The 18,644-nt window shown below is 58.4% G+C and carries 18 protein-coding genes and 1 pseudogene; 6 read left to right on the plus strand and 13 right to left on the minus strand.

All coding sequences use genetic code 11. The features are described from left to right. Positions 1 to 118: 118 nt before the first annotated feature. Complete coding sequence (locus V7730_RS15850) at positions 119 to 937, plus strand: sulfotransferase family protein (protein WP_335748574.1); 819 nt, start codon at positions 119 to 121, stop codon at positions 935 to 937. Between the two features lie 143 nt (positions 938 to 1,080). Next, positions 1,081 to 1,776 carry a fumarylacetoacetate hydrolase family protein gene (locus V7730_RS15855; protein WP_335748575.1) on the plus strand — a complete coding sequence of 232 codons (696 nt, stop codon included), beginning with the start codon at positions 1,081 to 1,083 and terminating at the stop codon, positions 1,774 to 1,776. Positions 1,777 to 1,798: 22 nt separating this feature from the next. Here the strand turns inward: V7730_RS15855 and V7730_RS15860 are convergent, their stop codons facing one another. The 8 genes from V7730_RS15860 to V7730_RS15895 all read right to left on the minus strand — a co-directional run bounded on the left by V7730_RS15860 (position 1,799) and on the right by V7730_RS15895 (position 9,319). Beyond that, on the minus strand, positions 1,799 to 2,389 hold the full coding sequence (locus V7730_RS15860) for a DUF805 domain-containing protein (RefSeq protein ID WP_335748576.1): 591 nt from the start codon (positions 2,387 to 2,389) through the stop codon (positions 1,799 to 1,801). A 69-nt stretch (positions 2,390 to 2,458) separates the two neighbouring features. Continuing rightward, positions 2,459 to 3,691 (minus strand): tetratricopeptide repeat protein, encoded by a 1,233-nt coding sequence (locus V7730_RS15865; RefSeq protein ID WP_335748577.1) that lies wholly within the window; start codon positions 3,689 to 3,691, stop codon positions 2,459 to 2,461. Positions 3,692 to 3,832: 141 nt separating this feature from the next. Further along, positions 3,833 to 4,633 (minus strand): alpha/beta fold hydrolase, encoded by an 801-nt coding sequence (locus tag V7730_RS15870; protein ID WP_335748578.1) that lies wholly within the window; start codon positions 4,631 to 4,633, stop codon positions 3,833 to 3,835. Next, entirely contained in the window at positions 4,620 to 5,615 is a 996-nt protein-coding gene (locus V7730_RS15875; protein WP_335748579.1) for a P1 family peptidase, read from the minus strand. The genes V7730_RS15870 and V7730_RS15875 overlap by 14 nt, the downstream gene beginning before the upstream one ends. Positions 5,616 to 5,618: 3 nt before the next feature. Next, positions 5,619 to 5,969 (minus strand): cupin domain-containing protein, encoded by a 351-nt coding sequence (locus V7730_RS15880; RefSeq protein WP_335748580.1) that lies wholly within the window; start codon positions 5,967 to 5,969, stop codon positions 5,619 to 5,621. Continuing rightward, positions 5,947 to 7,563, minus strand: coding sequence for an ABC transporter ATP-binding protein (locus V7730_RS15885; protein ID WP_335748581.1), 1,617 nt, complete (start codon positions 7,561 to 7,563; stop codon positions 5,947 to 5,949). The genes V7730_RS15880 and V7730_RS15885 overlap by 23 nt, the downstream gene beginning before the upstream one ends. After that, positions 7,560 to 8,375 (minus strand): ABC transporter permease, encoded by an 816-nt coding sequence (locus V7730_RS15890; protein ID WP_335748582.1) that lies wholly within the window; start codon positions 8,373 to 8,375, stop codon positions 7,560 to 7,562. The genes V7730_RS15885 and V7730_RS15890 overlap by 4 nt, the downstream gene beginning before the upstream one ends. Next, complete coding sequence (locus V7730_RS15895; protein ID WP_335748583.1) at positions 8,372 to 9,319, minus strand: ABC transporter permease; 948 nt, start codon at positions 9,317 to 9,319, stop codon at positions 8,372 to 8,374. The genes V7730_RS15890 and V7730_RS15895 overlap by 4 nt, the downstream gene beginning before the upstream one ends. Before the next feature lie 738 nt (positions 9,320 to 10,057). On the opposite strand from V7730_RS15895, the gene V7730_RS15900 reads away from it, so the two are divergent. Next, positions 10,058 to 11,194 carry an acetoin utilization protein AcuC gene (locus V7730_RS15900; protein ID WP_335748584.1) on the plus strand — a complete coding sequence of 379 codons (1,137 nt, stop codon included), beginning with the start codon at positions 10,058 to 10,060 and terminating at the stop codon, positions 11,192 to 11,194. Here the strand turns inward: V7730_RS15900 and V7730_RS15905 are convergent. Together V7730_RS15905 and V7730_RS15910 are read right to left on the minus strand one after the other, a co-directional pair. Continuing rightward, a complete protein-coding gene (locus V7730_RS15905; RefSeq protein ID WP_335748592.1) occupies positions 11,088 to 11,543 on the minus strand; it encodes a DUF1294 domain-containing protein in 456 nt (151 codons plus the stop codon). The two genes, V7730_RS15900 and V7730_RS15905, sit on opposite strands and share 107 nt — an antisense overlap. A 60-nt stretch (positions 11,544 to 11,603) precedes the next feature. Continuing rightward, positions 11,604 to 13,082 (minus strand): ABC transporter substrate-binding protein, encoded by a 1,479-nt coding sequence (locus V7730_RS15910; RefSeq protein ID WP_335748585.1) that lies wholly within the window; start codon positions 13,080 to 13,082, stop codon positions 11,604 to 11,606. A 126-nt stretch (positions 13,083 to 13,208) separates the two neighbouring features. Between V7730_RS15910 and V7730_RS15915 the strand changes: the two genes are divergently transcribed. After that, positions 13,209 to 14,447, plus strand: a complete 1,239-nt coding sequence (locus V7730_RS15915; RefSeq protein ID WP_335748586.1) for an Hsp70 family protein — start codon at positions 13,209 to 13,211, stop codon at positions 14,445 to 14,447. A gap of 127 nt (positions 14,448 to 14,574) precedes the next feature. Here the strand turns inward: V7730_RS15915 and V7730_RS15920 are convergent, their stop codons facing one another. Further along, entirely contained in the window at positions 14,575 to 15,063 is a 489-nt protein-coding gene (locus tag V7730_RS15920) for a class I SAM-dependent methyltransferase (RefSeq protein ID WP_335748587.1), read from the minus strand. Between the two features lie 130 nt (positions 15,064 to 15,193). After that, on the minus strand, positions 15,194 to 16,474 hold the full coding sequence (locus V7730_RS15925) for an acetylornithine deacetylase/succinyl-diaminopimelate desuccinylase family protein (RefSeq protein WP_335748588.1): 1,281 nt from the start codon (positions 16,472 to 16,474) through the stop codon (positions 15,194 to 15,196). Between the two features lie 147 nt (positions 16,475 to 16,621). Here V7730_RS15925 and V7730_RS15930 point away from each other — a divergent pair, with 147 nt between their 5' ends. Then, positions 16,622 to 17,461 (plus strand): formate/nitrite transporter family protein, encoded by an 840-nt coding sequence (locus tag V7730_RS15930; protein WP_335748589.1) that lies wholly within the window; start codon positions 16,622 to 16,624, stop codon positions 17,459 to 17,461. 16 nt (positions 17,462 to 17,477) lie between these two features. After that, a complete protein-coding gene (locus V7730_RS15935; protein WP_335748590.1) occupies positions 17,478 to 18,431 on the plus strand; it encodes a YihY/virulence factor BrkB family protein in 954 nt (317 codons plus the stop codon). Between the two features lie 4 nt (positions 18,432 to 18,435). Here the strand turns inward: V7730_RS15935 and V7730_RS15940 are convergent. Beyond that, a pseudogene (locus tag V7730_RS15940) lies at positions 18,436 to 18,644 on the minus strand (hypothetical protein); the annotation flags it as partial.

An 18,644-nucleotide genomic window follows, 5' to 3' on the forward strand; every position in this document is an offset into this window, starting at 1 on the left:
TCGATTGTTTACATAGATAATGATGAACACTCATTGAATAAACAGCAATTATTTGCTTTTGTAGATCTAAAGCTGCTCCAAGAAGCGGCATGTGCAGTTTGAGCAGGAGTGGTGCAAGATGGGTTTTCCCGGAACATGGATGACCGAAAGCGAAAGTGTCGTGTACCGCGTGGTGCCCAAATGCGCGTGTTCGACCATCGGCCAGATCATGTATTACTCTGATCATGGTGAGTTTTTTGATGGCGATATCCATGATGCTAAGGGCGGTATGCATAAATGGGCGTTGGATGAGAGCCAGGATGCCATTGCGCGAAACGTCCAGAACCACAGCTCTTATGCCTTCACTTGTGTCCGTAATCCTTACACCCGAATTCTAAGTTCCTTCTTCGACAAGATTTGCGGAATCCAGCGTAATGGCAAACGATACCGTGGTAATTTGGTCCCACTTTTGATCCAGAAATACGGGATCGAAGTTGGTGGTGAGGATGGCAAGCAAGAGTTTGACCAAATCGCAAGCTTCCGCCGCTTTTTGCTGTTTGCCCGTGACACCATCCGCTGGCGCCGCCCGATGGACCCGGACATCCACTGGTCCGCTATGGCGGGCCATGTCAGCACCTTCATTGTGAACGGTGGCACCTACGATAAAATCGTGTGGACCGAAGCTTTTAATGACGGCATGCGGGACGTGCTGGATGCGGTTCAAACGCCGCACGCCATCGATTTGGCGAACATGCCCCGCTTCAACGAAAGCGAAGGGCACGGACCCAAGCGTGCGCATCCGGTTGAGGATTACTTTGACGATCTGTCGATGCATCTGGTGTATGAAATCTACAAACGTGATTTCAATCTTTTCAAATACGACTTTGAAAATCCCGGAAATAAGATGCCCATCGGAGAGATTGATCTTGATGAAGTTCACGCCAAGCTTGGCGATTGACCTGTTACCAGCCGATTAATTTTTTCGCTAAAATTCAATAAGTTATTTCGCGTCCGAAACATCCCGTTTGGCATGGCTGGACAATTCCTGCGCGCTTCGCTCTAGTCGGCGTAGATAATTAATTACCGCGAAAGATGCGTCTTATGGCTTTTGTTTTCCCCGCCCCTCCCCAAGCTAGCCTTGCTGTACAGGGCAGCGATGCACGCTTTCCCGTGCGCCGGATTTTCTGCGTTGGTCGCAACTATGAGGCCCACGCACGCGAGATGGGCAATGATCCGGACCGCGAACCCCCTTTCTTCTTTACCAAGCCAGCAGATGCGGCCTGTGACACACCTTGCACGCTGCCATACCCCTCACTGACCAATGACCTACATCACGAGATTGAACTGGTGATCGCGATTGGCAAAGGCGGGTCGAACATCGCTCCTGCTGATGTGATGGATCATATCTGGGGCGCGTCAGTGGGCATTGATCTGACCCGCCGCGATATTCAAGCTGACGCCAAGCAAACGCGCCGTCCATGGGACTGGTCCAAGGCATTCGATCTCTCCGCGCCCATCGCGCCGATCAAACCGATTGCCGATGTTCCCAGCCTGACGCAGGGCCGCATCTGGCTCGCCGTGAATGGTGAGGTGCGGCAAGATGCCGATATCGCTGATTTGATCTGGTCTGTCGCCGATCACATCGCCACGCTGAGCGAAGGTATGACGCTGGCCCCCGGCGATCTGGTGATGACAGGCACCCCCGCGGGCGTAGCTGCCGTTGGCGAGGGTGACGTAATGACGGGCGGCGTCGAGGGCATCGCAGAGCTGGAAGTTACCATCGGCCCGCGCGCCTAAAGCGCGGGGCCAAAGTGCTTACTTAGTGGCGAGGTTCCGGGCCCCATTGGTTCGGACCTTCCTGCGACCTTGTGCAATAGAAGACAATCAGCACGATCCAACCGATGATTGGCACAAATACAATCAGGAACCACCAGCCTGTGCGTCCGATATCATGCAAGCGTCGGATACCTATGGCGATTGAGGGAATAAACGTTGCGAGCGAGACCAGCAAGTTCGCAGGTCCGCTGTCCCCCATGGTGAGCATGCCGTCGACAAGGGCTGCGCCAAAGCTCAGCACGATCATCCACAAGGTCCACCACCAGTATTGGGAGCGGGTCGAGCGGGTTTTGAAATCCACATAGCGCGCAAAGCCGTCCTTGAGCGCTCCCAGAAAAGTGTTGGCATCGGCACGGGCCGGGTCGTGCATGTCTCCCATGGGGGCGGTTGGCGGCAGGGAGGCCACAGTCTCGGGCCCTCCGGTTCTGCCGTAGGGCAGCCAGTCATCCATACCTTCCTGCCAGACCAGCGTATCACTACGGATGGTGCCGGTTGCGACCAAAGCGTCAAATTCGCCTTGGCTGACGGGACCATTGGAGGTTCCTTCAATCGCGTAATACCATTCTGTGCTCATATCAGGTGCACCCTTCTATAAATGTCTATTCGTTTAGCCTAGCGGTGCTTGGGTCGTGCCGCAACGGTCTCAGCGGTGCTGTGCTGCCAATGTTCGTGCCGCACGGGCTCGCGCTTCTTCCGCCAGTGTTGGAAGGCCTGACTTGGCATAGACTTCGCCCAGCATCAGGTTCAGCGGTACGCCCTCAGGATCGTAGGTGTGGCGCATCTCCAACACTTGCTGCGCGCTAGAGGCGCGGCCATCGCGCACCAGTGCGTCCAGATGGATTTGTTCGAACAAATCGCGCTGGGCATGGCTACCGCCGCATTCGGCCATACGTGGAAAGGCGCGGGAGAGGTTGTTAATGGCGGCGTCCCAGTTCCCGTGCGCATGCGCAATGATACCAATGGCGGCAGGCAGCGCGACATCGCGCCATGCAACGTGGTCGTGCTGGTTTTCGTCTACCGCGCGCGCCTCAATGGCTTGCATCAGGTCATTCGCTTCGCTGTGGCCTGTGCGGGCAAGGGCATAGAGGTATTGCAGGGTCAGGAACGGGCTGACGGTATCCGCGCCGCGCAAGGCCACGTGATCGGCCACATCGCCCCAACGTGCGCCAACGTCCACGCCCACGAATTCCATCCGCGCCAACAGAGAGGTGGCGCCAACCTGATCCTGAGAATATTCCTTGGCCAGCCCCCAGACATGGGTGTCGTAGGCGGTGCGCACATCGTCATGTTGGCCAAGGCTGAGGTAGAACAGCGCCAGATGCCACCAGTTGTGACTGCGCATAAAGCTGTTGAGCCCGCCCCGCGTCTCGGCCACGCTTTCCATGAATTTGGCCCCTTCGGCCACGCGCCCTTGTGTCAGCATCACATGGGCGATGGCATGGTGCGCCCAAGCATCGTCGTGTTGCAGCGACATCGCATGCCGCGCGGCAGTCTCGGCACGGTCAAGCAAGTGACATTGCTCGTAGCCAAAGGCGATCATGCCGTGGGCATAGGCGATGTCTTCGGCCTCTGGCAGCGCCTTCAGCGCCATGCGCAACATGCCCGCCGCATCACCCAGATTGAACAGATGGTATTGCGCCAGCTTCAGCACTGCCATGTCACGCGGGTGGTCCATCATGATCTGGTCGCAAATCTCCAACAGTTTGGGGATGTCGTTATGTACCCACGCTTGGGTCGCCGCGATCACCTGCGGTTCGCGCGGGGTAACACCAGCCTTAGTGGCCTGTTGCGCGCGTGCCAGATAGGGCGCTGCCTTTTGGGGGGCAACAGGTGCTTCGAGGAACATCCACAACATCGCCGCATAGGCGTTGGCCAATGCGCAGTCGGGGTCGGCATCTGCCGCCGCGATGATGTTTGTCGCTTTAGGTTGGTAGCTTAGAAAGCCGTGAATGAAGTCATTGATCCCGTTTAGGGTCTCGGGGTTGGAGCAGGTGACAGGCGCCGTAGAGGTCTTGGGTCATCGGTGTGTCTCCTCATGCTGGGCAGTAAAGCGCATCAGGTGTGCGGCCACCGCATCGGGCGCGTCCCAGTGGATGGAATGACCAGCCGCCTCGACCAAATGCACAGGTAGATCGCCCAGCGTTTCACGTGCGAGTTCCGCAGGCATCAGCAGATCATCAGCGGCCAGCAGCGCCTGTGTCGGGCAGCGCAAATCAGACACTGCATTGGGCGCATAGCCGTCAAGGGCGGCAATCTGGTGGCCCATCGCCTGCGCGCTTTGTGAATGAGGATATGCCAGCGACAACATCGCCGCCTGCGCCACTGCGCCGTCCATCTCATAAAGAGCGGGAGAAAAGAGCCATGGGAATAGCGCGTGCAGCCAGACATCAGGCGCATTATCACTTTGCCGGATTGCAAGCAGGGTCTTGAACAGCACCACATTCCGTTCCAGCCGCAGCGGGGCAGAGGCGGCGAGGGTGAGCGTATTGACGCAGTCAGGGGCCGTACTGGCCAGCCGCATCCCGATCATACCGCCCAGCGAATGGCCCATGACATGGGCAGGCCCGACATCGAGATGATCCAACAACGCCGCGCAATCGTCAGCGAAATGGCCGACCGATGCAGGCGCATCCCAAGGCGTGGTGCGGCCTGTGGTGCGGTTATCAGGGCGGATGACGTCAAAATGAGGCTCTAGCAACGGGATAAGCGGCGCCCAACTGGCGTTGTCGCTCATCATGCCGGCGATCAACAGCAGCGGCGGACCATCACCTGTCCGTTCATAATGGAGGGTTATTCCGTCATGCTCAAAGGTTGGCATTTGCAGTTCTCCAGCATGGCATGATGTCTCCCTCTTGAGGGGTTGCGGCAAAAACTGCGCGGGCAATCGCGCGGCTCAGGCACAGGGCTGCGGCATGGCCGGTCATCAATACGTCGGCGGGGGGCTTGGCGCTGGTGGTCAGTGCAAAGACCAGATCGCCGTCGTTAGGTGTATGCGCAGGCACGCAAGCGCGCGCGATGCCGTCATGGGCGGCCACGGCTACACGGTGGCATTGAGCCTTTGTTAGGGTCGCATCAGTGGCTACAATGGCGATGGTGGTATTGGCCCGCGCTGACATGGCGTTCATCTTCCGGCTCTCTCGGCTCAGGCCAAGGCCGCTGGACGGATCAGGCCCCAAGCCGCCAAATTCATTGCCCATCTCGAAAGGGGCGGCATAGAAGTGACGGTCCCCCGGAGTAGTGACCGAACCTACGGGGTTGGCGGCCACAAGTGCAGCAACCGTGCTGCCATCAGGCAATTGCAGGGATGCTGTGCCAAGTCCGCCTTTGAGCATTGCGGTGAGCGCGCCAGTGCCTGCGCCAACCGTTCCTATTTCGAACTCTGCCTGTGCCGCGCGGTAGGCCGCAAGGCCAAGGGCGCGGTATGGATTGTCGGTCCAGTTTTTGTCACCGCCGTTGAGCAGATCAAACAGGATCGCACCGGGGACCAGAGGGATCTGCGCGGGCCCGATGCGAAAGCCGCGGCCGTCCGCGCGCAGCCCGTCCACAACGCCTGAACACGCATCAAGCCCGAAAGCCGAGCCACCCGACAGCACCAGCGCATCCACTTCGGCCACGGATTTGTCGGGCGCCAGCAAATCGGTTTCACGCGTGCCGGGCGCGCCGCCCATCACCGCAACGGAGGCAATAAAGGGCGCATCACCGACCACTATCGTTGCGCCTGATTTGAGCGTTGCATCCTGCGCGTTGCCCACGCGCAGGCCGACAATATCACTAAGGCTGTTGGTCGGGCCGGGTGTCATAGGTCAGATCCTTGGTTTATCGCTGGCAGTTTCGGGATCGCCTGTGTTGGGCGTGCTTTTAGGCTCGATCAGCAGAACGTGGCATTCCTCAGCAGCGCGTGGGCGGTGGGCAACGCCACGGGGCACGACAAAGATTTCGCCCTCTTTGACAACATGCGATTCCCCATCAAGGTCCATCGTGAATTCGCCCTGCAGAACCAGAAAGAAATCATCGGTGTCCTCATGCAGGTGAAACGGAAACTCGCCCGAAAATTTGGCGACCATGATATCGTTTTCGTTGTACTCGGCCACGATATGCGGGTCCCAATAGGTTGAGAATTGGTTCAGCTTATCAAGCAGGTTTATCGGTTTCATTGGCTAGGGCTTTCACATCAGGCAGCACGGGGGCCGCAGAGATCAGGGATTTTGTGTAGGGGTGTTGCGGCGCCGCAAAGACGGTCTCGGTCGCGCCTTGCTCGACGATCTCGCCCGACTTCATCACCAGCACGCGGTCGGTGATGGTGCGCACAACGCTAAGATCGTGGGAGATGAACAGGTAGCTTAGGTTATAGGCCGCGCAAAGCTCTGCCAGCAGATCAAGGATTTGCGCGCGCACGGACACATCAAGCGCGCTTACCGCTTCGTCAAACACGATCAGATTGGGGCGGATAATCAGGGCGCGGGCGATAGCGATGCGCTGCCGCTGGCCGCCGGAAAATTCGTGGATGTATTTCTGTGCGTCGGCCGGTGTCAGGCCCACGGCGGTTAACGCCTCGTCGATTGCCTTTTGCCGTGCGGCCCCTGTCGGTGGTTCGTCCAGCAGGTGAAACGGCTCTGTGATCTGGCGGGCGACGCGGTGGCGCGGGTTGAAGCTGCCGTAGGGGTCTTGGAACACCACCTGCATGCAGCGGCGCACGGCGAGGTTGGGCTTGTTGCCGGTGAACACCGGCTCTCCGTTCAGCGTGATGCTGCCTTCCTGCACTTGCTCAAGCCCGAGCAGGGCGCGGGTAAGGGTGGATTTTCCGCAGCCGCTCTCTCCGACAAGCCCCAGACGTTCACCGCGACCCAGCGTGAAGCTGACGTTGTCGACGGCGCGGAACAGGCCCGGCTTGCCGAACAAGGTTTTGCGCGGCGTGCGGTAGTCGCGGCAGACGCCTGTGACCTCCAACAGTGGGGTGGGGGTGACAATATCGGGCAGCGTCACCTTGTGGGAGGAGGCCGCGAACAACATGCGCGTGTAGGGGTGCTGCATGTTTTGTAACAGCGCTTGCGTCTGGCCTTGCTCCACCACTTCGCCGTTGCGCATGACGATTATGCGGTCCGCCATCTCGGCGACCACGGCTAGGTCGTGGGTGATCATCATCAGCCCCATGCCGTCCTCACGCGCGAGTTTGCTCAACAGCGTCAGGATTTGTGCTTGGGTCGTGACGTCCAGCGCCGTGGTTGGTTCATCCGCAATCAGCAGGTGTGGCCGTAGCGCGATGGCCATGGCAATGACTACGCGTTGGCGTTGGCCACCTGACAGCTCATGTGGGAAGCGCGAAAGCGGAAAACGGTCTTGCGGCAGGCCCACACGCTGAAGGGTTTTCGCGGCGCGGTCCAGTGCTTCGGAGCGCGAGGTTTGTTCGTGGATCAGGATCGTCTCGGCGACCTGATCGCCGATGGTTTTGACGGGGTTGAGCGCGGTCATTGGCTCTTGGAATACCATACCGATGTCGTTGCCGCGCAGCCCGCAAAGGGAGGCTTCGTCCAGCGTCGTCAGGTCTGTGTCACCCAGCATGATGCGGCCGGTAGTATGCGCGCCCTGCGGCAACAGTTGCATGGTGGCTAGCGCGGTCATGGATTTGCCAGAGCCGCTTTCGCCGGTGATCGCCACGATCTCGCCCGCGTCGATGGTGAGGGTGACATCGCGCAGGATGTCAAAGCTGTGGATCGACAAGCTCAGGTTCTGGATGGACAGCAAGTTCATGTGCGGGTCACCCGCAGGCGCGGATCAAGATAATCGCGTAAGCCGTCACCCATGAGGTTCAGGCCCAGCACTGTGAGGATGATCGCAAAGCCCGGCATCAGCGCCATATGCGGTGCGATGCTGACCATCGTTTGCGCATCTGCCAGCATCCGGCCCCATGACGGCGTGGGTGGTTGCGCCCCAAGGCCGACATAGCTCAGCCCCGCTTCGGCGAGGATGCCCAAAGAGAACTGGATGGTGCCCTGCACGATCAGCAGGTTGGTGACATTGGGCAAGATATGCTCGACCGAGATGCGCGCGGCGGATTTACCGGCCACGCGGGCCGCAAGGATGAATTCCCGCTCCCACAGGCTGAGTGCGGCACCGCGCGTGATGCGTGCGAAAACGGGGATGTTAAATATGCCGATGGCGATGATGGCATTTATGGCGCCAGCGCCGAAGACGGCGGTGATGAGGATCGCAATCACGAGGCTGGGAAAGGCAAAGACCAGATCATTGCCGCGCATGATGATCTCATCCACCAAGCTGCCGCGCCGTGCGGCGGCCCACAGACCCAGCGGGATGCCAAGGCACATGCCGATGCCCACCGCCACCAGCGCCACCGCTAGCGAAGTGCGCGCACCAACCATCAGCAGGCTCAGGATATCGCGGCCGAAGTGGTCGGTCCCCAACAGATGCGCGCCGCCCGGTGTCTGGAAACGGCCAGGGATATCAAGCGCGGCATGGTCAAATGGCGTCCATATGAACGAGAGCAGCGCCGCGCCGATGAAGATGGCACAAAGAAGGCCGCCGATGATAAGGTTACGGATCATGCGCGGGCCCTCAGGCGGGGATCAACGGCGGCATAGGCCAGATCAACGCAAAAATTCACAAAGATGACGGCAAAGACCAGCAACATCGTCACGCTCTCTACCACAATCAGATCACGGGCAGAGATGGATTGGAAAATCAGGCGGCCAAGGCCGGGCAGGTAGAACACTTGTTCGATGATGATGCCGCCGGCCAGCAAGAAAGAAAATTGCAACCCGATGATGGTTAGCACGGGGATCATCGCATTGCGCAGGCCGTGACGCCAAAGTGCTTGCCGCGCTGTCAGCCCCTTGGCCCGCGCCGTGCGCATGAAATCCTCACTCAGCACATCCAGCAGGGCAGAACGCATGACGCGCGCAAGGATCGCCGCCTGCGGCAGAGCCAGCGCAACGGCAGGCAAGGTGAGCGAATGCAGCCCGGCCCACAGCCCCTTATCCCAGCCAACGAATCCTCCGGCCGCGAACCAGCGCAGTTTGATTGCGAACAACAGCACTAGCATCATGGCGAACCAGAAATTTGGGATGGCCACGCCAATCTGTGTCGCGCTCATCACGCCTATGTCACCTGCGCGTCCGCGGCGCGCGGCGGCGTAGATACCTGCGGGAAAAGCGATCAGCGTTGAAAGCGTAAGCGCATAAAGCGCGAGCGGCAGCGACACCCACATGCGTTGCGTGACCATATCTGCAACCGGCGTGCGGTAGGTGTATGAGGTGCCGAAATCTCCGCTCAGCATGCCTGTGACCCAGCTTACGTAACGCTCAAACTTTGAGGCATCGAGACCCAGTTCCGTGCGCAGTGCTGCCAGCGTTTCAGGCTGCGCATTGATACCGAGCATGAACGAGGCGGGATCGCCAGGGGCGATCTCGATCACGGTGAAAATGACCAAAGAGGCGACAGCGAGGCTGATCACCAGAGAGAGCATTCGTTTGAGGGTATAGCGCAACATTGTGTGAAGCGTATGCTCAGTTCTCACAGGGGTCCAGCGCCTATTGCGAGATTTCGGGCCGCTGCGAACGCTTTAATAGCGCATTGGTTCCAAACAATCTTCTGCGGAAATTCGGGAACGAAGCGGGAGGGATCTGCGTTGTATTTCCAACGAAGCGACGCAAATTTTCGCCATAGGATAAAGGATTAGTTAATGACACGTTTTCTCAAGACCACAGCAATCGCCGCACTCGCCATGTCCACCGCATTGCCGGCCTTTGCCGCAGCGCACCTCGACGTCAATTCGATGACATGCGCCCAGTAAAATGAACTGTCTCCTGAAGACCAAAGCACGGTCGCCACGCTGGCCGTCGCTGAAATCAGCGGTGCCACAGGTGAGACCCTTGAATCCAATGACGGTGTTGAAACCGCAACGGCACCTCTTGAAGGCGAAGCAGCTACCGAAAGCGAAGCGGGCAGTTCCACAACAGTTGCAGACAACAACGGTGAAGAAACAGCTACAAGCACCGTATCCGCCGGTGATGACGAGACTGAATCTGCAGAAAACGTAGAGCTTCTGAACCTGACTTGCGCGAATAACATGGACGCAATGGTGACTGAAGCCGCAGCGGGCATGGACGGCACACGCTAAGCCGACAGACTGTTTTGTAGGTAAAGATTTCGGGGTCGCATGTTGCGGCCCCTTTTTTCATGTCAGCGGCGACATTTCCTTTTGGTGGTTTCCCGCTAAGTCTAAGATGTGCATAAACCGCTCTTCATAGGACACGAGATTTTTCGCGGCTCCAGCTATGGGTTGAAGCATCCCTTGCGGGTGCCGCGCGTCTCTACGGTGATGGATTTAAGCCGTGCGATGGGCTGGCTCCCGCGCGATCAATACATCACCGCGCCGCGCGCAAAGCCCAAAGTGTTGGAGGCGTGGCATGACCCCGCCTATATCGCGGCGCTGCAGCGTATTGAAGCTGCACAGCAGACGCAACCGGAGGATTTGGCGCGTTACGGCATTGGCAGCGTGACGAACCCTGTGTTTCCAGAGATTTTCCGCCGTCCTGCCACCGCTGCCGGTGGATCAATCCTTGCCGGAGAGATTTTGGCGCAGGGTGGGGTGATCTATAATCCGGCGGGTGGCACACATCACGGGATGCCCGCACGGGCGAACGGGTTTTGCTATTTGAATGATCCGGTGCTGGCGATGCTATCACTGCGCCATCATGGGGTGCGGCGGATTGCCTATGTGGATATTGACGCGCACCATTGCGATGGCGTGGCGGCAGGGTTTGCCGGTGATCCCGATTGTCTGATGATATCGGTCCATGAGGAGGGGTTGTGGCCGCGCACGGGTCTGATTGACGATGATGGGGGTGGCAACGCAATCAACCTTCCGGTGCCGCGGGGGCTTAAGGACAGTGAAATGGCGCATATCCGTGAGGCGCTAATCCTGCCCAAGGTGGTCGATTTTGCGCCAGATGCGATTGTTTTTCTGTGCGGTGCGGACGCCGTGGAGGATGATCCACTGGCACATCTGTCACTTAGCAATAATGCGCATTGGGACATCTTGCGCGGACTTATGGCGCTGGGCGTGCCGCGCCTGCTGGTGCTAGGCGGTGGTGGGTACAACCCGTGGACCGTGGGGCGGATGTGGACTGGCATCTGGGGCATTCTCAACGGTCATACCCCGGACAAGGGACTGCCGACTGTGGGCGAGGAGGTGCTACGAGCGCTGAATTTCCATGGCAACAGCCGTGGTCGCAACCCGCCCGAGCATTGGTTCACTACCTTGCGGGACGCCCCGCAGGAGGACGCAGGGACATCACAAGTTGTGCGACAGCGCGTGGCGATGCTTGCGCGTCGCACGTTGCCAGCGCGGTCCGGTCGCTAACCGGTGCCGCAGGCGGGACAAGGGCCAACAGACCGAACACTGATAAAACGGTAACAACACATGCGGCGTGCAAAAGACCGATCATGTTGAGCCGGTGTCCAAAGGGTTGTTTGGAGGATTTGTGCCGCAGCCTATGCTGCGCAATCTTCGCGCCGCCCCAACCTCCGATACGGGCGAGGTACAGTAGGGCCGCTTCGGGGGTACGCTGTTCTTTCTTAATCGCGAAGATCTTGTCAGCGGCAAAGGCGCGATATGTTTTTACGTTGATCACACAAAAGTAGACTATCGCAAATAATAAAATCAAAAGAATCATGGGTTTGGGCCGTTCAAATGCTCTTAGGACCAGCATAAGCAAAAAAGGCCCCGCAGTGCGGGGCTTTTTGGTGGTGTTTTTACGACAAAAGTTGGTTCAGTCGGCCCAGCTTACGGCGGTCAGATCGTTGGCCTGCGTCGGTGCGTTGGCCCACAGCCCTTGCAGGCCTGCTTTTGCTACTGAAAGCGCAGAAAGCTGGAACAGGTAGCCGTTCACATAATCGGTTGAGATCATGGTTTGCGCTTCACCCAGAATGGCGGTGCGCATGTCTGGGTCTGTCGTGCTGTTGAGTTTTGACATCAGCTCCTGAAACGCAGGGTTGTCATATTGAAAGTAGTAGTCGGGGTTGGCATAGATACCGATGTCCATCGGCTCTGTATGGCTGACGATGGTCAGGCCAAAGTTCTTGCCCTTGAATACAGATTCCAGCCACTGCGCCCATTCCACGTTGGTAATCTCTGCTTTGATCCCGACTGCTGCCAGTTGCGAGGCGATGATTTCACCACCGCGGCGTGCGTAAGAAGGAGGTGGCAGGAAGAGCGTTGTTTCGAACCCGTCGGGAAAGCCTGCTTCGGCCAGCAGTGTCTTGGATTTCTCGGGGTCGTAGTTGCTCATTGCGGTTAGATCGACATAGGCAGGGTTGTGCGGCGCAAAGTGTGTGCCGATGGGCGTGCCGTAGCCGAACATGGCGCCGTCGATGATCGCCTGACGGTCAATCGCATGGGCCAGAGCTTCCCGTACCTTCACGTTGTCAAAGGGCGGCATCTTGTTGTTTGTAGACAGGATCGTTTCGCCTTCGGTAGAGCCGACAAGCACTTGAAAGCGCGGATCAGCTTCGAACTGGGGCAGGTTTTCTGGCGCAGGGAAGCCGGAGAAAACATCGATATCCTCTGCCATCATCGACGAGAAAGCCGCGGTGGGATCGGAAATGAATTTGAACGTCGCTTTGGTCAGTACGGCTGGTGTGCCCCAATAGCTCTTGTTGCGGCTCAGTTCGATCTTGTCGCCTTGGGTCCAGCTATCAAACTTGAACGCGCCGGTGCCGATGGGCGTCTGTTTGATGCCCTCGATGCTTTCTGGCGCAACGATGACCGCGTCGCCCCATGCGAGGTTGAACAGCATGTTGCCGGTTGCCTCGGAGAGTTTGACCTCAACCGTGGCGGGATCAATCACGTTGACCTCGGAGATAGCCGCATAAAGCGCCTTTTGCGCATTGGCGCTGCCTTCCGCGCCGATCCGGTCAAGCGAGAATTTCACATGTTCCGCGTCCATGGTGGAGCCGTCGTGGAAAGTGACCCCTTCATTAAGCGTGAAGGTGTAGGTCAGGCCGTCCTCTGAGATTTCCCAGCTTTTGGCCAGTCCGGGGATCACGGCGCCTGCGCTGTCAAAGCGAGTGAGGCCTTCGAACACGTTGGAATAAAGCACGGAATCGATCGCGCCAGCGGCAGCGCTGGTTGGATCGAGGTGTGGCGGCTCAAGCTGGATCGCGATAATGATATCGTCTTTTGCTGCGGCGGCACCGGCCAGAAGGGCGGCTGTGCTGACGCCAAGCAAAAGCGTACGGAGATGGAACATGTAGGACTCCCTCGTTGAGTTATGGATGAAGGTTAGGCGACGATTGTTATTATGGCTAGGAGAAACCTTGCGGCAACCGAAGGCCGGCGTTATGCCCTGAGCCTTAATTTGCGGAAAGGAACGAGTATGGCGGTTTTAGGCGTGGACTTTGGGACGTCGAACTCGGCGGCGGCTGTGGCAGTGGACGGACGTGCGCATCTGATCATGCTTGAGGCGGGTGAGACCACGCTGCCCACGGCGGTGTTCTTTGATTTTGATGCGCGCAAGATGCGGATCGGTGCTGCTGCTGGCGCGGCATTGCTGGCCGGAGACGAGGGGCGCTATATGCGCGCGCTCAAAAGCTTGCTGGGTGCGCCTTTGATGCGTGAAAAGCGCAATTACCTAGGCGAAAAGCTGGATTTCATCGACATTGTGGCGCGGTTTTTGGCACAGGTCAAAGCGGCGGCGCAAGCGCAGACGGGCTTAGAATTTGATCGCGCGTTATCGGGGCGTCCTGTGCGTTTTCATGGCGATGACGCGCGCAATGCGCAGGCCGAAGTGGACTTGCGCGAAGCTTATGAGCGCGCGGGTTTTGCCGATGTTGCATTTATGTACGAACCAGAAGCCGCGGCATTGGCCAATCGTGCTGTGCTGGATGAAGGCGATCTGGGGCTGATTGTGGATATCGGCGGCGGCACCTCGGATTTCACGCTGTTTCGAAACGGGGCTGTGGGCATCGACATCTTGGCGAGCCATGGCGTTCGGCTGGGCGGCACGGATTTTGACCGCGTCCTAAGCCTTGAGACGGTGATGCCGCTATTGGGGCGTGGCAGCGAGATCCGCCATGCTTTCGGAAAGGAGACCCACACTGCGCCTGCAACGATCTTCAACGATCTGGCGACATGGCAGAAAATTCAGTTTCTATACGCGCCAGACAGCCGCCGTCTGGCAAAGGACCTTCTGCAATACGCCGTGGAGCCCGAAAAGTTTGAACGGCTTGTGTCGGTTCTGGGTGACGAACTGGGACATGACATCGCTTTTGCCGTAGAGGCAGGCAAGATTGCGGCCAACACAAGTGGCCGGGGCGAAATCGAACTGAGGGTGGTCGAGCGCGGCTTGGCAGCGGAGCTGACTGAAGCGCGGGTAGAAGCGCTTTTATCCGGTATGACCGGTGAGATGGCGGCGGCTGCGCAGGCAACCTTGAAGCAGGCGGGTGTTACTCCGGAGGCGGTGACGCATCTGGTATTTGTCGGCGGTTCCAGCCTGATGCGGGTTACGCAATCAACTCTTGGTGCAGCATTCGGACATGCGAAGGTGCACCACGGCTCTGCCTTGACGGCGATTGTGGACGGGCTTGGGCTGGCTGCCGAGACAGCTTTTGCCTGAGGCGGGAGAGGACCAGCCGCGTCATTGCGGCGCAAAGGCGTCCTTGTAGTGGTCTTGGCGAAACGAGCACGCAGATGCGAGGCCGCCTTCGAGAGTTACGTTAAATCAGTGCATCGAGGGTCCGATCCTACGATCGCTGATAGATGAACCATTGTTCCGGACTGGCATCTGGCGGCAGAGGGATCTCGACCAGCGTGTCGAAATACATCCGGTCGCTCGCTACCATCAGCCCGCCATTTGCCAGCAGCGGTTCGACCAGAGGTGAAATTTTGCGGGCGAAGGCATCGTTCTTGACCAGGTCATGCCCGCCCAGATCCGTGTGTATCAACTGTGCCACCGGCCCGAACCGGGCAAGGGCGGCGGGCAGGGTGTCATGCACATCGCCCAGCAGCAACATATCATCGGGGGGGTGCTGGCGGGATGGGACGCGACCGCGTGCTCGAAAATGTAAATCTCGCGCTCTGACATGATTTCGCACATGTGGCTGTAGGTGCGCCCATTGCCCAAGCCCAACTGCGAATGCAGGCCCTGCTTTGCCTTTGATCATCTCAGCTGCGTGATTAAGACTGGCCCGCTGCGACACCATGCGGGCGACAAATACGTCTAGACGACTCATGCCGGTGCTCCTTTTTCAACTTCGGATATTCGGTCAGGATGGAGTCTTGGTGCCCCAGTATAGCTTACGCGACGCAAAAGATCATGCCGCTTTATGCGGGCATTTCTTGTGGGCATCGCGGCGCGCTGTGTCACGCAGGGGGCAGCAGCAGGGTTTCCAAGGCCGCGCCCATGACGCAGGCGCTGTCGATCATGTCATCCACGCCGATCCATTCGTCGGGTTTATGGGCCAGTTCCAGCACGCCGGGTCCATAGGCGATACAGTTTTTCATCTTGCCGATCCGGTCGATGTGTTTTTGATCATAAGATCCTGGGGAGGCCACGTATTCAGGGGCGCGGCCCATCACGTCTTCAATGGCCTTTGCAACAGTCCGGACCACAGGCGCGTCGCGGTCTGTCATGGAGGGCAGGACGGAGTTGATTTCGGTCAGCTCATAATCAAAGTCGGCGCGGGTGGCGCGCAGGCCTTCAAGCAGGGCGGTCACTTCGTCGCGGACCTGATCGAGCGGCTCTTCAACGAGGAAGCGGCGGTCAATGGTGATGCGGCAGCTATCGGGGACGCAGTGGGCGGGCAGACCGTCAAAATCTGCGTCTTGTTCTTTCTGACCGCCGTGGATCGAGTTGATGTTCATTGTCGAGCTGCGCGCGCCATCGGGCACGACCGGCATATCGGTGTAGCGTGCGGCCATAGCGGGGAAGAGTTTATTCTCGAATTCGGACAGGACGGCGCCCATGTGCCGCACGGCGCAATCGCCAAGGAAGGGCATGGAGCCGTGGGCGATCTCGCCCTTGGTTTCAATCTCGGCCCACCAGCCGCCGCGGTGGCCGAGGCAGATGCGATCCTTGTTCAGGGGCTCCGGGATGATCACGTGCTGGACACGCTCGGGTGCAAAGTAGCCTTTTTCGGCCAGATAGGCGACGCCACCGTAACCGCCGGATTCCTCATCGGCAGTGCCTGAGATCTCAATCGCGCCTGCAAAGTCGGGGTGGATTTCGATAAAAGTTTCGGCAGCGATGATCGAAGAGGCAAGGCCGCCTTTCATGTCACACGCACCACGGCCGTAGATTTTGCCATCTTTAAGTTCTCCGCCGAAGGGATCGGTGGTCCAGCCTGCACCTTCTTCGACGACATCTGTATGGCTGTTGAAGTGTACGCATTCGCCTGCGTGGGTGCCCTCGCGTCGGGCGATGATGTTCCAGCGCGGGTATTTTGTGCTGTCGCCCGGAGTGCCATTGGCGCGGATCATCTGGGTGTTAAATCCATGTGCTTTCAGCCGTTTTTCAAGATATTCGCAGATCGCGAGATAGTCCTGACCGGGAGGGTTGAGTGTGGGAATCCGGATGAGATCCTGTGTCAGGGCAATCAATTCGTCGCGTTTGGCGGCGATGGCGTGCATCAGAGGCGTTTTCATGCGGAGACCTTTTATTGGACGAAAGGGTGGGGTTCTGCGTTCACCCCTGTCAGGTTTGAACTTTTGATCCGTATCATTGCGGAACAAGACGGGAGTGCAAGACCTGAATTTGGCCCTGCGGAGCGCGCTCAGGAGCCAGAAACAAAGATGACACCGCAAAACACCCACACCCGCAACATGCGTCGGCAGGCTGAGGAGCAATCGGTAGAGGAAGCGGCAGCGCTGTCGCCGCATATCATCTACGAAGTGATCCGGCGCGATGGTGAGGAGGAGTTGCTGCGCACAAAGCGGTCGCTGTTCTGGTCCGGCATCGCTGCGGGTATCCTGATCAGCCTCTCGGTGCTGGGCGAGGCGATTTTCAGGATCTATCTGCCAGACGCACCTTGGCGGCATCTGGTTGAGAACCTTGGCTATTCTTTGGGCTTTCTGGCGGTGATCATGGGGCGGATGCAGTTGTTCACGGAAAACACCATCACCACAGTCTTGCCAATCATGCGGCAAAAGACGCTTGTGGCGTTTGGCTGCATGTTAAGGCTTTGGGGTTTCGTGCTGGGCGCGAATGTGCTGGGCGCATTTGCGGCGGCTGCGCAGTTTGTATACACGCCAGCGATTTCGCCCGACATCTTGCCTGCAATCATTTCGCTGTCCGAACACGCTACCGGCATGCTGGTGATGGAGAGCTTCTGGCGTGCGATCCCTGCTGGCATCATAGTGGCATTGATAGTCTGGATGTTGCCGCAAGCGGCGGAAGCAGGTTTTCTGTTGATCATGGCATTCACCTGGCTAATCGCGGCCGGTGATTTCACCCACGTGGTTGCTGGCTCGGTCGAGATGGCGGTGCTGATGCTACAAGGTAGTTTAGGTCTTGGGGACGCAGTAGCGGGGTTTTTCCTGCCTGTGCTTGCCGGTAACATCATCGGCGGTACATTGATCTTTACGCTGGCCGCGTGGGGTCAGGTGCGCGATGAGGTGGAAGGCGACGAATAGAGTGAACGGGAACGCAATGAGCGAGACACATGTGGCAGCAATGCCCAAGGGATTCTTTGGCACACTATGGGCCGCCCTGCGGGGCGGCTTTTTACAGATAGGTGAGACAAATCTTGCACTGGTTTCAGCGGGTGTCGGATTTTTCGGGATGCTGTCGCTGTTTCCGGCTATCGCCGCGCTGATTGCGCTGCTGAGTCTGTTTTCCGATCCGGTCGTCGTCCTGTCACAGCTGGAAGACATGAAGGGGCTATTGCCCGAGGATGTGTACCAGATTTTCTATGCACAGATCGTGAGTGTGGTGATGACCAGCCCCGAGACATTGGGTTGGGCTGGCGTCATCTCGATTGCTGCGGCGATGTGGTCTGCGCGGGCAGGTGTTGCGGCGATGATGACGGGCCTGAATGCCGTGCACGGCGAGAAGGACCGCGCGACCATACGGCATTACTTACGCGCGCTGCTGTTGACGTTGGCCTTGGTTGCGGTCGGCTTCGTAGCTTTGGTCACGCTGGTGGTCGCACCTGTCGTGCTGGCGTTTTTTCCGCTGGGCGGCGTTGCCGGTCTGATTGTAGAGGCGTTGCGCTGGGCAATCGCGGTGGCTGTGCTGTTGGGAGGGGTGAGCATGCTTTACCGTTACGGCCCGAACCGAGGCAAACCGCACCGGCGATCTATTAGGGCTGGCGCGGTCGTTGCCGTGGCCAGTTGGGCTGGTCTGTCGATCCTGTTTTCCTATTACGTGGCCAATTTTGGCAATTACAATCAAGTCTACGGATCGATCGGAGCAGCGATCGCGATGCTGGTCTGGTTGTGGCTCAGCAGTTTTCTGATCCTCTTGGGGGCCGTTGTGAACGCGCAGGTGGAAAAGCATGTTTTCGGCGTATCCATACCCGAAGTCGCATCGCCATTTGAGGAGCAACCCGCACCGTTGGCCGAAGAAGTCGCAGACGAGACACCGGCAGAACCCTTGCCGTAATCCGTCAGATCAGCGGGCGTTTGGGCAGCGGGCGCAGCTCTGTCATTGCGCTTTCTGCCAAGGCTTCGAGACTGTTGATCTGAAGCCGACCATCAGACCACGAAGCCAGTTGCTGCTGTTTGAGCCGCGATAGCGTCTTGTTCGTGTGGACCAGAGATAAGTGAAGTGGTCCGGCAAAATTGGACAGCGTGCTAAGATGTATCCAACCCGAAC

It is taken from the genome of Sulfitobacter sp., assembly GCF_036961165.1.
Classification (GTDB): Bacteria; Pseudomonadota; Alphaproteobacteria; order Rhodobacterales; family Rhodobacteraceae; genus Sulfitobacter.